This is a genomic window from Mesorhizobium sp. WSM4842, assembly GCF_055901575.1.
Genome location: NZ_CM148372.1, coordinates 6,731,830 through 6,745,018 on the forward strand (window position 1 = coordinate 6,731,830; position 13,189 = coordinate 6,745,018).

Genomic DNA, 13,189 nt, shown 5'->3' on the forward strand with positions numbered 1-13,189 from the left:
GAGAGCAACACTGTAATGGTCCGCCACGGCCCTCGAATGGCCCGAGCGGGCAGCCTCGGTTGCAGTAGCCCTGCGAATGGCCGACGAGCACAAGAGCACCATCGAAGTCGATGCGATCTCTGAGCGACGCAGAGCAGAACGAAATTCGATGGTTGGCCGGTGATGTCGCGTTGAGCACTGCAAACCCGGGCAGGATGCCGTAAAGACGGGCGGCTTCGGCATCAGGGAGAAGAAGATGGTAGTGAGTGCACCGCAAATAAGCTCGGAGAATGCCCGGCCCTTGTGGACGCAAACCGCAGTCCGCGCACTCTATGAACTCCCCTTCAACGACCTGCTGTTTCAGGCACAAACCGTTCACCGCCAGAATTTCGATCCCAACAAGGTTCAGCTCAGCCGGCTGCTCAGCATCAAGACAGGCGGCTGCCCGGAGGATTGCGGCTATTGCAGTCAGTCGGCGCATCACGAAAGCGGTTTGAAGGCGTCGAAGCTGATTGAGGTCCGGCGCGTCATCGCCGAGGCGACCAAGGCGCGCGATGCCGGTGCCACGCGCTATTGCATGGGTGCCGCCTGGCGCAATCCCAAGGCGCGCGACATGGATGCGGTCGTTGCCATGGTCGAAGGTGTCAAGGCGCTGGGCATGGAGACCTGCATGACGCTCGGCATGCTCGATCTCGGCCAGGCACAACGGCTGAAACAGGCTGGTCTCGACTATTACAACCACAACATCGATACGTCGGAATGCTATTATAGCGAGATCATCAGCACGCGAACTTTTGCCGACCGGCTCGATACGCTCGAGCTTGTCCGCCAGTGCGGCATCAAGGTCTGCTGCTGCGGCATTGTCGGCATGGGCGAAGAGCCGGTGGACCGGATCGACATGCTGGTGACGCTGGCCAATCTGCCGGAACATCCGCAGATCGTTCCGATCAACATGCTGATCCCGATCGCCGGCACCCCGCTGGCCGAGGCTAAACCCCATCGAGCCGATCGAATTCGTGCGCGTGATCGCGCTGGCGCGCATCATGATGCCGAAATCGCATGTGCGGCTTTCCGCCGGCCGCACCGCCATGCCCGACGAGATGCAGGCGCTATGCTTTTTTGCCGGCGCCAATTCGATCTTCGTCGGCGACACGCTGCTGACTGCGGACAATCCCGGCGAGGGCAAGGATACTCTGCTGTTCCGCCGCCTCGGCATCGAGCCAATGGAACTCGAGGCGCAATGAGCGGGGCACCTCTCGCCCGCTATGACGCGACCTTGCAGGGGCTGGCGCGCAGGGACCGGCTGCGGACGCTTGCGCCGCGCGCAGGTCTCGATTTCTCGTCCAACGACTATCTCGGGCTTGCCGCCTCGAAGAGACTTGGCGATGCAGTCGCGGCAGCAATCGAGCGGGGCACCCCGGTCGGCGCTACCGGATCGCGGCTTCTGCGCGGCAACGGGCCGGAGCATGAGGCGTTGGAGTCAGATGCGGCCGCGTTCTTCGGGGCCGAACGGGCGCTGTTCTTCGGCAGCGGCTACATCGCCAACTTCGCCCTGCTGAGTACCCTGGTGAAAAAGGGCGACCTGCTGATCCTCGATGAACTCGCGCATGCCAGCATGCATGAAGGGGCGCGGGCTGGACGCGCCGAGTTCAGGCTGGTGGCGCACAATGACATTGATGCTTTTGAGGATGCGATCAAGCGCTGGCGCGCCGAAGGCGGCATGGGGCGCATCTGGATCGGGGTCGAAAGCCTCTACAGCATGGATGGCGACTGCGCGCCGATGGAGAGCCTGGTCGAGCTTGCCGATCGGCACGAGGCATTCATACTGGTCGACGAGGCACATGCCACCGGGGTTTGGGGATCGGGGGGCCGCGGGCTGGCTGCGGCGTTCGAGGGCCGCGACAACATCATGGCTCTCCATACATGCGGCAAGGCGCTCGGTGCATCCGGCGCGCTCGTCACCGGGCCGGGAGTGCTGTGCGACTATATTGTCAATCGCTGCCGCCCGTTTATCTACGCCACCGCGCCATCGCCGCTAATGGCAGTGGCGGCGCGCGAAGCGCTCGCAATCCTGGTCGACGAGCCGATGCGCCGCGTTCAGTTGCACGAGCACGTTGCCTTCGCAAGCCGGCAACTGGCCGAGCATTGCGGAGCCAAGCCCAGCGGTTCGCAGATCCAGCCATTTGTCATTGGGGAGGTGACGCGCACCATGGCGATGGCGGCGGCTCTGCAGGCTCGCGGCTTTGACATACGGGGCATTCGCCCGCCGACAGTGCCGGAGGGTACCTCGCGGCTGCGCATTTCGCTGACGCTCAATGTCGGCAAGCCTGACATTTCGGCCATGGTCGAAACGCTTGCCGAAGTGTTGGCCACGGCATGAGCAAGCGCATCGTCGTCACCGGAACAGATACCGGAATTGGCAAAACGGTTTTTGCCGCGGGGCTCGCAGGCCTGCTCGACGGCTTCTACTGGAAGCCGGTTCAATCGGGCCTCGACGGTGAGTCCGACAGCGAGATGGTCGCGCGGCTTGCCGGCTTGCCCTCGGAGCGCGTGCTGCCGGAACCCTACCACTTGAACAGCCCGCTTTCGCCGCACCGTTCGGCCGAGATCGATGGCATATCGATCGAGGCTGCCGATCTTTCATTTCCAGTCCTGCCGGCGCCGCTCGTGATCGAGGGCGCGGGCGGCCTGATGGTGCCGCTCAACCGGCGCACCAAGTTCATCGACATCTTCGCTGAGTGGCGGCTGCCGGTCATTCTGTGCGCCCGCACCACGCTCGGCACCATCAACCACACGCTGCTGTCGATCGAGGCCCTGCGGGCGCGCTCCATCCCGCTGGCCGGCATCGCTTTCATTGGCGATGAGATGGCCGATACGCAACGGACAATCGTGGAAATGGGCGGCGTGCCGCAGCTCGGCAGGCTGCCCTATCTCGACCCGCTGACGGACAAAACGCTGCGAGACGCAATGATTGCCGGCTTTGCCTTCGCCTCGTGCACGGGAGATCACTGATGTCGCATGTCTGGCATCCCTTTACCCAGCACGCGCTCGAGCCGGTGATCCCAGAAATCGTCCGGACAGAAGGCGCCTATCTCCACAAGGCCGACGGCACGCGCATCCTGGACGCCATTTCCTCCTGGTGGGTCGTCACCCATGGCCACCGCCATCCCCGCATCATGAAGGCTATCGAGACAACCGCGGCGAGCCTGGACCAGATCATCTTCGCCGGCTTCACGCACGAGCCAGCCGAACGCCTGGCCAGGGCGCTTGTCGGCCTTGCTCCCGCCGGCCTCGACCGGGTGTTCTACTCCGACAGCGGCTCGACCTCGGTCGAAGTCGGGCTAAAGATGGCGCTCGGCTATTTCGGCAACATCGGCGCGCCGCGCTCGCGCATCGTCGTCATGGAGCACAGCTATCATGGCGACACCGTCGGCACGATGAGCGTCGGCGCCCGCAGCGTGTTCAACGCCGCCTACGAGCCGCTGCTGTTCGAGGTCGACACCATCCCCTTCCCGGCCGCGGGGCGCGAGCAGGAAACGCTGGATCGGTTCGAGGCAGTTTCGCGCGACCGGCGCGCCGCCGCGCTGATCGTCGAGCCGCTGGTGCTCGGCGCCGGCGGCATGCTGATGTATCCGGCCTGGGTTCTCACCGAATTGAAGAAGATCACTGAAGCCTCCGGTACGCTCTTGATCGCCGACGAGGTGATGACCGGCTGGGGGCGAACCGGAACCATGTTCGCCTGCGAGCAGGCCTCCATCTCACCAGATATCCTTTGCACCTCGAAGGGCCTGACCGGCGGCGTGATCCCACTGGCCGCCACGCTCACAACCGATGCCATTTTCCAGGCTCACTATTCGACAGACCGGAGGAAGACGTTTTTCCACTCGAGCTCCTACACCGCCAATCCGATGGCCTGCGCGGCGGCACTCGCCAATGTCGAGATCTGGCGCGACGAGCCGGTGGCCGAGCGGGTCGCGGCCCTGAGCGCGAGACAGGCTGCTGGGCTGCAACGCTTCCGGCACAATCCATATTTTACCGACTGCCGCGCCAAGGGAACGATCGCAGCGCTCGACCTCCGAACCGGTTCCGCAGGTTATCTCGCCGAGATCGGACCGAAGCTACGCACGTTCTTCCTCGACCAGGGGCTGCTTGTGCGCCCGCTCGGTAATGTCCTCTATGTTCTCCCGCCTTATTGCATCACAGGTGACGAGCTTGAACGGCTCTATGACGCCATAGAGGAGGCCGGCGAACGCTTCGGTCCGAGGCCATGAGCCGTTCGTCGCGCATTCTCGGGTTTGGTCATCATGCGCCTGGCCGCAGGGTGGCGAATGCCGAGATCGAGAACAATCTCGGGCTCGAACCCGGCTGGATCGAGCGGCGCACCGGAATTCGCTCGCGCTTCTGGGCCACGAACGAAGACACGTTATCGGGGCTTGCCGCGCGTGCCGGCGACATGGCGCTGGCGAATGCCGGTGTCGATCGTGGCGATATCGGCCTGCTGTTGCTCGCGACGTCTACGCCCGACCATCTTCTGCCGCCGAGCGCACCGCTGGTGGCACACCGGCTGGGACTCGACCGCGCCGGTGCTGTTGACCTGACCGGCGCCTGCGCCGGCTTCATCTATGCGCTGATGTTCGCGGATGGATTCACCCGGCTGCACGGTAAGGCGAGCCTGGTCATCGCCGCCAACATCCTCAGCCGCCGCATCAATCCAGCCGAGCGCGCAAGCTCGGTCCTTTTCGCCGATGCCGCCGGCGCCATGGTGATTGGGCCCTGCGAGGACCCGGACCGCGGCATTCTCGGCGCTTCGGTGGATTCGGACGGTTCGCGCTACGGACTGATCCAGATCCCGGCGGGTGGAAGCAACATCCCGTTTCATGGCGGCCTCGACCTCGGGCAAACCCGCATGATGATGACTGGGCCGGGAAGTATTCGCCAGGGCCGTGGACATGATGACTGCATGTTCAAAGGACGCGCTCGCTGCGGCCCAGTTGCGAGCCGCAGGACATCGATCGGTTCGTGCGGCATCAGGCCAATGCCCGCATTTTTGATGCGGTCGGCAAGAACCTCGGCATTGCCGATCAGGCAATCGTCAAGACGATCGCCGAATACGGCAACTCTTCCGCCGCGACGATCCCACTGTCCCTGTCGCTGGCTCATCAGGCGGAGCCATTCCGACCGGCCGAGAAAATCCTGCTGGCTGCAGCGGGTGCCGGTCTCAGCGGCGGCGCCCTCGTCGTCGGAATCTGCCGAATTACTGGCCGCCCACCCCAGAGGGACGGTAAAATTAGTCACGCGTGATCGACAGGAAACGGGGTCCAATGAGAAAAATAGTCGCCGGCAAGCTGCACGGCATCTACGTCACCGAAGCGAACCTCAACTACCACGGTTCGATAACGCTCGACCCTGATCACTGCGAAGAAGCAGGGATCCTGCCCATGGAATTCGTGGAGATATGGAACAAGAATACCGGCGCGCGGATTTCGACCTATGTCATTCTCGGCGAGCGCGGCTCACGATGCTGTATTCTCAACGGAGCGGCTGCCCGCACCTGCCAGCCCGACGACCAGATCATTGTCTGCAACTCGATCTATCTGGACGAAGCGCATATTACCTCTCTGAAGCCGCGGATCGTTACGTTCGACCAGGACAACCACATACTCGACCGCCTGAGCTACTCCGTCGATCTTGACGCGGATGGCCGCTACACCTTCTCCATCCTTGACGAGGCGGATGAGGCTTTGGCCATCCCTGCTCTGGTATCCGGGGCGTGACATTTCCCTGCACGGCGTCGCCTTTATCAACGATTCTCCCGGGCACGATTTCGGAGAGAGACCTCAAGCCTACACCGAAGCGGAAAACCGCCAGATTCGGTCAAGAAGCGGCCATCCTAACTTCCGCCATCCGGCGCTATCCTTCCGAGAGCGAAGGTGGCAAGTCCGCGCGTTCCGATGGTGCGAGTTCGGCTGGGGGGCCACCTGCTTTATCCGGTAGGTTCAGCCGATAGTCGAAATAATGTCATGCGGCAGATGAGTATTTTGAGCGGCTGTCGGGCCTGTCGCAGATGATACCGTCTGGCCGTGGGGCGGGGGTAACGTGTGGATTGCTTGCAGGCCCAATCGAGGCCACCGAATCGGCGCTGGCTGCGTCGTCTCACGCGGAGGACTCCATGCAGAAGAACTCCCTAGCAGCTACAGTCTTTCTCTGCCTGGGCGTTCTCATCTTCTCGCTGCAGGACGCGATTTTGAAAGGGCTCTCGGACAAGTATTCGGTCACGCAGGCTATAACGGTTCGATCAATTGTCGCATTGCCCATACTGCTGGCGTTGGTGCGAGCGACCGGGATTATTCGATCCCTTCTTTCAAAGCGTTTCGGGCTGCTGACAATTCGTGCAGTGATCCTCCTAGGCGCATACATTTGCTACTATCTTTCGATCGCAGCACTGCCCCTGGCCGATGCTATCGCGCTTTTTTTTGTCGCTCCACTCGTCATTGCAGGACTCGGAATTCTTTTCCTCGGAGAGCGACCTCACCAGACTACCTTATGGCTCTGGCGGTAGGTTTTATCGGCGTAATCATAACGTTAAGACCGGGTCTTGCGGCCTTCGAATGGGCATATGCGTTAACTCTCTCGGCTGCCGTCCTGTACTCGTTGGCCCAGATCCTGGCGAGGAAACTTGGCTACACCGAAACCGCTGCGGTTATCACATTCTATCAGAATTTGGCCTTCCTCGTTTGCGCGCCCGTGTTGGCCGCTCTCGTGAGTTCAAGCGGCCTTGGAGATGCTGGGGACCCAAGTCTCGCTTTCCTTATGCGCTCATGGGTCTGGCCAACGCTCAACGATACGCTGCTGATGGCCGGCTGCGGCGTAATCGCATCTGCCGGAATGACATTGCTTGCCCAAGCCTACCGAGTTGCCCCAGCAGGGACCATCACCGTGTTCGAGTACAGCGCCATCATGTGGGTTCCATTGTGGGGTTTTTTGTTCTTTGACGAAGTGCCGAGATTCACTACCGTCGTGGGCGCAGCCGTGATCTGTGGCGCCGGTTTCTTTGCGCTGATTGGTCAGAGCTTCGCTAGGAACGTAGCTGAGCCGACTTAACTCCACGAAGTGTGGCATACGCGAAATTCACTGAACGTGGGGAAGGCCTCATCATCCTCTCTTGAGTGCAGTTGGTGATACCAGGTCGATCACACCGCCGGATATCCGTGCGCGAAAGGAGGGACGCGGCTCGCAATTCCGCGTTTGCGACAGCGCCTTCATACGGCGCCAAGCAGAATACTGGTTTCAGTCGAGGCAACTCCGTCAACACTGCGGATTTCTCGCAGTGCATGATCCAGATCCGCAAGGCTTTCAGCGCGAAGTTCCGCGATGTAATCCCAGAACCCGTTCGTCGTGTAAAGCGAGACAATTTCCGGAACCCCGCTGAGGGTTTTAATGAGCGCGGCGGGCTTCTTGCTTGAGGTCCTTACACCCATCACCGCGCGTAAAACCGTCTCGTCCAAGTCTTGTCGGGTGCGCACCGTGAACCCGCGTACCGCGCCGGACGACATCAAGCGGTCAAGCCGCTTCTGTATCGTCCCTCTTAGGCCTGCAGCTTCTCTGCAAGAGCCGCTATAGGCGTTCGCCCACCGAGCCTGAGGAGCGCAATCAGCCGCCTATCAAGATCATCCATCGCACCGCCCACAACGCAATCCGTCGATTTTAATTGCGCAATCTGCCTGTCACATCAGCCTTGGGTATGGTTTGAATCAATGCCCTAAGGGAATTAGTCACGCCCTTTAGGTGGGGATTACGGCCAAAACGCTTACACAGTCCCCGGCTTAACGAGCCCCGGATAATGGCGGGCGGCGAGGATGCCACCTCTTGGCCCTGATCTCCTGCGGCGCTGCGCCGGTACGACCTGTCGGGTAGATCAGAGCGACCGTCTCGCCCTTGCCCAGATCGTCGCGAAGATCTCTCACGAATTCGATAAGCCCGCTATCCTCGGCGAAGGAGAAGCAATCGCCGTCGGGCATGTCGAGCCACGTGGTGTCAGTGCTCTTCACTGTGCCTTTGAGAATGCCTGCCCTGACAAGCACGTTGTGGACAACGCGCTTGGCGATGCCTACGGTGCGCGCGGTTGCGGAGCCTCCGCCGCCGAGTTCAGTCGTGACGAAGATCTTGCCCATTTCCTCGGCGGCCGTGTCATACATTCCCACTGCATCGATCTCCAGCATCGCCATCGAATAGGGAGCAGCAAAGGCCTTAACGAGCTCAAAACTTTTGTGCTCCTGCTCCTTGTCCAGGAGGCGATGGGCCGCGCAATAAGGAAGGAAATCCAGCGTGCGACCGCCTGAATGAAAGTCGAGGATATCGGCAATGGGCAGGAGGTAGCGTTGGAAATAGTCGGCTATCTTTTGCGTCACAGTCCCATCAGGCCTACCCGGAAATGACCGATTCATATTGCCCTTGTCGATCGGCGAGGTCCGCGTGCCAGCAAGGAAGGCGGGATAGTTTATTGCCGGCACGACGATGACCGTGCCGCTCACATCATCGGCCTTCAGCGAGCGGGCCAGGTCGAACAGCGCGATCGGCCCCTCATATTCATCACCGTGATTGCCGCCGGTGAGAAGGGCCGTAGGCCCCTCCCCGTTGCGGATCACCGTAATCGGGATCATTACCAAGCCCCAGGCGGAATCGTCGCGGCTATAAGGTAGCTTGAGAAAACCGTGGTTCACACCTACGTCCATGGGGTCGAAGGTGGATGAAATCGGTGACGGTCGCAGATCGGACTTGGGGGTATCAATGGTCATAGTCAATCCTTGATAATCAGCTTGCGCGAGGCATTGGCCAAGCATTCAACGCAGGTCTAAGGTCGAAGCCGGTGATTTTCTGCCTTCGCGTGAGGTATCCCGCATTCACATTTCGAATGTCGTGCCAGAGCCCGAGGCCCGGGCGCGTGCATACGCTAGCGTCGCGATCGCCGTGTCCTGGATGCCGGTGCCGGTGAGGTCGGCATAAGTGATTTCGCTTTCAGAAGAGCGGCCTGGCGCGAGCCCGGCCACGACCTGGCCGAGTTCGGCGAATTCCTGGTCGGCCCCGACCAGACCGGCCGCGATCGCGTGATGCAACTCGCCCAGCTTGCGGGTTTGCGACAGGCGGTCGGAGACATAGGGTCGGCGTGGATCACGAGGCGTGGATCGACTTCGTTCTTGTGCTCGGCATCCGAACCCATGGCGGTGAGATGCTGGCCCGGCGCCAGCCATTCAGCCCTTACAATCGGCTTATCCGAGGGTGTGGTCGTGACGATAATGTCGGCGCCAGCAATGGCCTTCTCCCGATCGGTCTCAACCACGACTTCGATCCCGAGCCGGCCGGCCAGAGCCTTCGCGGCGGCCTCGGCCTTGGCCAGATCCCGCGCCCAGAGGCGCGCCTGGCGGATCGGCCGCACCAACGTCAGCGCTTCGAGCTGCATGGCGGCCTGCATGCCTGCGCCGAAGATCGCCGCAACCGAGGCATTTTCGCGCGACAAGTGCTTGGCGGCAACGGCACCCGCTGCGGCGGTACGGACATTGGTGAGGTAGGCTTTGTCCAGCAGCAAAGCCCGACATGGTCGGCCTCTCGGCCTACACAGTTCCCGGCTGCCAGCAACAGCGCGCGGCAATCGCGCCCTCTCGCCATGCGGCCCAAAATCATATTGTTTGACGACGTCACCTCCCCGATCGATCCGGAGCTGTTAGCGAAGGGCTGCAGGTGGTCAGGAAAATGGGCAATGAGAACGACGTCACCATGCTAGCGGTCTGCAAAATAATTTTCGAAGGGGGGGTTGCTTCTTTCATCCAAGGGAAGTTGTGCGACAAAGGTTCACCTGGTCAGACCTTTGCCATCCCTCAGACTTCGTGAGGCCGATCACCACTTCGCAGCAGCGTAAGGAGCAGGTAAGCCCACATTGGAACCGGCATCAATTTCTAGATCCTAAAACGCCGGCTGCTTTCAGCTCGTTTAGTCGAGCCGAACCGAAGCCCAGTTCAGCCAGAACCTCGTCCGTATGAGCACCGCGAGGCGGAACCGAAGCTAATTCCGCCGACGGCGTAACGGAAAAACGCGGGGCCGGGGCAGCCTGTAAAACACCGTCGATAGTCTTGTAGATCTCTCGCGCGACTACGTGGGGATGCGCAGTCGCTTCTTCAGGTGACAGCACAGGCGCGAAACATGCGTCGGTTCCCTCAAGCAGAGCAGCCCATTCTATTCGAGTCCTGGTTTTAAACCGCTCTGCAAGCTCATTTCCAAGTGCCGCCCAGAGTTCGGGCGTGCGCTGGCCATTCACGAAGCGATGATCAGCTTCCAAGCCGAGGCGCTTGATCAGTTCCGCGTAAAATTGAGGCTCCATCGGTTGAATGACAATCCATTCCCCATCTGCGCATTCGTAGGCACGATCCCAGAACTTGCCGTGCGCAGCCGGTCTTGAGGAAGCAAATTTCCCGCCGACATCGGGGAGAAACGATATCAGAAGATTTAGGAGGTGGGCTGAGCCATCAATCATGGCAGCATCAACGACCTGGCCGCGCCCGTCCTTTCGAGCGCTTAATATGCCGCCGAGAATTCCTATCGCAAGATAAAGCGCGCCACCCGCGACGTCGCCGAGCATTGTTGGGGGCGCCTCTGGAGCGTGGCCAGGTTGCGTTGCAAGCCACAGCGCACCGGAAATGGCGACGTAGTTTCCATCATGGCCCGCAGCCTGGACCAAGGGGCCATATTGTCCCCAGCCAGTCATGCGCCCGTAGACGAGGGATGAATTGCGAGCATGGCAGACCTCCGGCCCAAGGCCGAGACGCTCCATCACACCAGGCCGCATACCCTCGATAAGCGCATCTGCCCCCTCAATCAGTTGCAACACGGTCTCGACTGCCGCTGGCTTCTTGAGATCAAGGATGACAGAGCGCTTTCCTCGGCTGCAGAGTTCCCAGGGTCTAGGTTCACCTATGTCCGAAGCGGGTCGCTCGATAGCGATAACTTCCGCCCCAAGATCGGCCAGTAGCATCCCGCAAAACGGTCCGGGTCCAAGACCGGAAATTTCGACGATTTTTACTCCAGATAAAACGCCCATGTTAGGATTCTCCACGCAGTGTACTTTTCATTATTTCGACTGTTTTCATATTGTATTAGGCTATAACGATTCTCGCATCAACCGCAAGACAACTCTCCGGCCCGATAATAAGAGGATTGATCTCGACTTCAACAATATTGTTATTCTGCGCAACAAATTCCGAAATCGACACTACAGCCTTTGCGACCGCTCGTAGATTGATCTTTGGACTGCCTCTAAATCCCTCAAACAACGGTGCGATTCGCAGCGAATTTAGTAATCGCAGCGCAGTCTCTTCATCAATCGGAGCGAGGGCGACAACCCTATCTCGCCACACCTCCGTTTTTGTGCCTCCAGCAGCGACAACTACAGTTGGCCCAAATGCTGGATCACGTACGCCCCCAATCAACAGCTCGATAGCGTCGCGCGCCGTCACCATTTCCTCGACGCTAAAGCCGGCAGGTCGGAGTTTGTTGTTGAGATCCGCTATCCTCGCTCGCAGAGTTGTCTCGTCAGGTATACCGAGGATGACTGCGCCGGAATCGCTTTTGTGCAAGCTGCCTAAAGCCTTCAAAACCACTGGATAGCCAATGCTTTCCGCTGCCGCCGCTGCATTATCTGCGTCTTTGGCATGGAGCGCTTTGCTAAAAGTCACTCCGGCATTGGCAAGTGCATTCCTGCTTCCGATATAGTCTACCTCTCCGGCAAATGGGTTTGAGTTATCAATTGTGATCAGTGCGCGAACCGGAGATCTTTGGCGACCGAGCTCCAGGCAGCGCGCAGCTTCTTCTGGAAAGTCAAACACCGGGATCCGGTCTTCCTTGAATGCAACCATCGCAGGTTCGGCGGTCAGGGGGGTGGCAACAGCCAGCGCGATACCAGACTGACTGCATATCTCCCTGATATTGGTCGCCACTGCACGTTCGCCTTCGATGGATCCAGCAGCGTTATCGAAATCACCCGTCAATAGGACGGCGTCGACCTCGCCGGACGCAGCGATTGCTTGAAGGGCTGGTTGGAATGACCCGAGATTGAACGCGACCCCCACCAAGTCGACAGGGTTTCGAATTCCCGGACTTTTGGGCGAAATCTCCTTCAATGCCTGGATGAGCCCGACGGAAAAAGCAGGCACTTCAAGGCCCGCAGCCACGGCAGCGTCTGCCCCTAGCGTAGCTGTGCCCCCGCCATCAGACACGACAGCAACCCGGCGACCACGAGCCCGAGCTGGGGCCTCAACGCCCTGAACAGCCAGCAAAAGATCACCCATGCCACGCACGCGCACGACATCGAGCTCGGCGCATACGCTCGCCAGGATATCTTCGTTTGAGATCATCGACCCTGTGTGGGACGCCACGCTACGCCCAACAGCCTCTCCCGCTCGCGGAGCCAGGAGAATGACGTCCTTGCCAAGGCTGCGCGAATGCTCGATTGCCTCGAAGAGGCGCCGCCCGTCTCGGAATTCCTCAATGTAAGCTGTGATTATCTTGGTGTTGGGATCTACTGCGAATGACTCGATAAAGTCCGCCACGGAAAGATCAGCTTGGTTGCCAACCGATACAGCGCGCGATAGCCCAAGATTCAGTCGTTGAAGGCGTGTCCCCAGTCCGAGCATCACACTACCGCTCTGCGAGATGATCCCTATGTCTCCGGGAGGTAGCTTCCAAAAGCCAGTGCATGCAAGGTTAGCGGCGGCGTCGTATAGACCAACGCAATTGGGCCCAACAAGGCGTGCACCCGCTGCCCGAACGAGTTCCCGCATCTCGTTTTCAAGTCGACCACCTTCTTCGCCAGCCTCTTTGAACCCTGCTGTGACGCATATGACGTAGCGGGCACCCACATCCAGCACCTGTTCCAAAGCAGTCCGAACCTGAGCTGCTGGAACACAAATCACCGCCAGCTCTGGCGCTACCGGCAGTGAGTGCACCGATGTATACGTTTCGTTTCCTAGGACGATCCCCCCCTTGTGGTTGACCAGATAAACATCACGCTCAGATTTACCAAGCAAAAGTTGACGCGCATATTCAAATCCCCATTTACCTGGGGTTGAAGAGGCGCCGATTACCGCAACAGAACGAGGATTGAATAGGCCGCGAAGTTCTGCTTTTCGAATAACTGTATTCATTCTTTTCTCCTCAGTGATCG

General features: G+C 60.0%; 10 protein-coding genes and 4 pseudogenes. 8 read left to right on the forward strand and 6 right to left on the reverse strand.

Annotation, left to right across the window (positions count from 1 at the left end; translation table 11 throughout):
- Nucleotides 1-235 precede the first annotated feature (235 nt).
- The 8 genes and pseudogenes from bioB (at nucleotide 236) to AC0NIE_RS32620 (ending at nucleotide 7,080) form a co-directional block, all read left to right on the forward strand.
- Nucleotides 236-1,223: pseudogene (bioB, locus tag AC0NIE_RS32585) on the forward strand (biotin synthase BioB).
- Nucleotides 1,220-2,359, forward strand: coding sequence for an 8-amino-7-oxononanoate synthase (locus tag AC0NIE_RS32590; protein WP_474045178.1), 1,140 nt, complete (start codon nucleotides 1,220-1,222; stop codon nucleotides 2,357-2,359). Before bioB ends, AC0NIE_RS32590 begins: the two are co-directional and overlap by 4 nt.
- Nucleotides 2,356-2,991 (forward strand): dethiobiotin synthase, encoded by a 636-nt coding sequence (bioD, locus tag AC0NIE_RS32595; protein ID WP_474045180.1) that lies wholly within the window; start codon nucleotides 2,356-2,358, stop codon nucleotides 2,989-2,991. The genes AC0NIE_RS32590 and bioD overlap by 4 nt, the downstream gene beginning before the upstream one ends.
- Nucleotides 2,991-4,250 (forward strand): adenosylmethionine--8-amino-7-oxononanoate transaminase, encoded by a 1,260-nt coding sequence (locus AC0NIE_RS32600; RefSeq protein ID WP_473489631.1) that lies wholly within the window; start codon nucleotides 2,991-2,993, stop codon nucleotides 4,248-4,250. Before bioD ends, AC0NIE_RS32600 begins: the two co-directional genes overlap by 1 nt.
- Nucleotides 4,247-5,280 (forward strand): annotated as a pseudogene (locus AC0NIE_RS32605) (beta-ketoacyl-ACP synthase III). The gene AC0NIE_RS32600 and the pseudogene AC0NIE_RS32605 overlap by 4 nt, the downstream one beginning before the upstream one ends.
- A 20-nt stretch (nucleotides 5,281-5,300) precedes the next feature.
- Nucleotides 5,301-5,753: an aspartate 1-decarboxylase gene (panD, locus tag AC0NIE_RS32610; RefSeq protein WP_473489632.1), complete on the forward strand. Its 453-nt coding sequence runs from the start codon at nucleotides 5,301-5,303 to the stop codon at nucleotides 5,751-5,753.
- Between the two features lie 395 nt (nucleotides 5,754-6,148).
- Nucleotides 6,149-6,538 carry an EamA family transporter gene (locus AC0NIE_RS32615; protein ID WP_473489633.1) on the forward strand — a complete coding sequence of 130 codons (390 nt, stop codon included), beginning with the start codon at nucleotides 6,149-6,151 and terminating at the stop codon, nucleotides 6,536-6,538.
- Nucleotides 6,523-7,080 (forward strand): hypothetical protein, encoded by a 558-nt coding sequence (locus AC0NIE_RS32620; protein WP_473489634.1) that lies wholly within the window; start codon nucleotides 6,523-6,525, stop codon nucleotides 7,078-7,080. The genes AC0NIE_RS32615 and AC0NIE_RS32620 overlap by 16 nt, the downstream gene beginning before the upstream one ends.
- A 158-nt stretch (nucleotides 7,081-7,238) precedes the next feature.
- On the opposite strand, the gene AC0NIE_RS32625 is transcribed toward AC0NIE_RS32620, so the two are convergent.
- From AC0NIE_RS32625 to AC0NIE_RS32650, 6 genes and pseudogenes are all read right to left on the reverse strand, one after another.
- Entirely contained in the window at nucleotides 7,239-7,484 is a 246-nt protein-coding gene (locus AC0NIE_RS32625; protein ID WP_473489635.1) for an Lrp/AsnC ligand binding domain-containing protein, read from the reverse strand.
- 80 nt (nucleotides 7,485-7,564) lie between these two features.
- The gene (locus AC0NIE_RS32630; RefSeq protein ID WP_473373251.1) at nucleotides 7,565-7,654 is read right to left on the reverse strand and encodes an AsnC family transcriptional regulator; all 90 of its coding nucleotides are present in this window, start codon (nucleotides 7,652-7,654) and stop codon (nucleotides 7,565-7,567) included.
- A gap of 106 nt (nucleotides 7,655-7,760) precedes the next feature.
- A pseudogene (gene doeB / locus AC0NIE_RS32635) lies at nucleotides 7,761-8,774 on the reverse strand (N(2)-acetyl-L-2,4-diaminobutanoate deacetylase DoeB).
- Nucleotides 8,775-8,879: 105 nt separating this feature from the next.
- A pseudogene (locus AC0NIE_RS32640) lies at nucleotides 8,880-9,568 on the reverse strand (ornithine cyclodeaminase family protein); the annotation flags it as partial.
- A gap of 354 nt (nucleotides 9,569-9,922) precedes the next feature.
- Entirely contained in the window at nucleotides 9,923-11,068 is a 1,146-nt protein-coding gene (locus AC0NIE_RS32645; RefSeq protein WP_473489636.1) for a CaiB/BaiF CoA transferase family protein, read from the reverse strand.
- Nucleotides 11,069-11,123: 55 nt separating this feature from the next.
- Nucleotides 11,124-13,169, reverse strand: coding sequence for an acetate--CoA ligase family protein (locus AC0NIE_RS32650; RefSeq protein WP_473489637.1), 2,046 nt, complete (start codon nucleotides 13,167-13,169; stop codon nucleotides 11,124-11,126).
- Nucleotides 13,170-13,189 lie beyond the last annotated feature (20 nt).

Coding starts and splice junctions, on each gene's coding strand:
- AC0NIE_RS32590 (WP_474045178.1), top strand. CDS start 1,220: ATGAGCGGGGCACCTCTCGCCCGCTATGACGCGACCTTGCAGGGGCTG.
- bioD (WP_474045180.1), top strand. CDS start 2,356: ATGAGCAAGCGCATCGTCGTCACCGGAACAGATACCGGAATTGGCAAA.
- AC0NIE_RS32600 (WP_473489631.1), top strand. CDS start 2,991: ATGTCGCATGTCTGGCATCCCTTTACCCAGCACGCGCTCGAGCCGGTG.
- panD (WP_473489632.1), top strand. CDS start 5,301: ATGAGAAAAATAGTCGCCGGCAAGCTGCACGGCATCTACGTCACCGAA.
- AC0NIE_RS32615 (WP_473489633.1), top strand. CDS start 6,149: ATGCAGAAGAACTCCCTAGCAGCTACAGTCTTTCTCTGCCTGGGCGTT.
- AC0NIE_RS32620 (WP_473489634.1), top strand. CDS start 6,523: ATGGCTCTGGCGGTAGGTTTTATCGGCGTAATCATAACGTTAAGACCG.
- AC0NIE_RS32630 (WP_473373251.1), bottom strand. CDS start 7,654: ATGGATGATCTTGATAGGCGGCTGATTGCGCTCCTCAGGCTCGGTGGG.
- AC0NIE_RS32645 (WP_473489636.1), bottom strand. CDS start 11,068: ATGGGCGTTTTATCTGGAGTAAAAATCGTCGAAATTTCCGGTCTTGGA.
- AC0NIE_RS32650 (WP_473489637.1), bottom strand. CDS start 13,169: ATGAATACAGTTATTCGAAAAGCAGAACTTCGCGGCCTATTCAATCCT.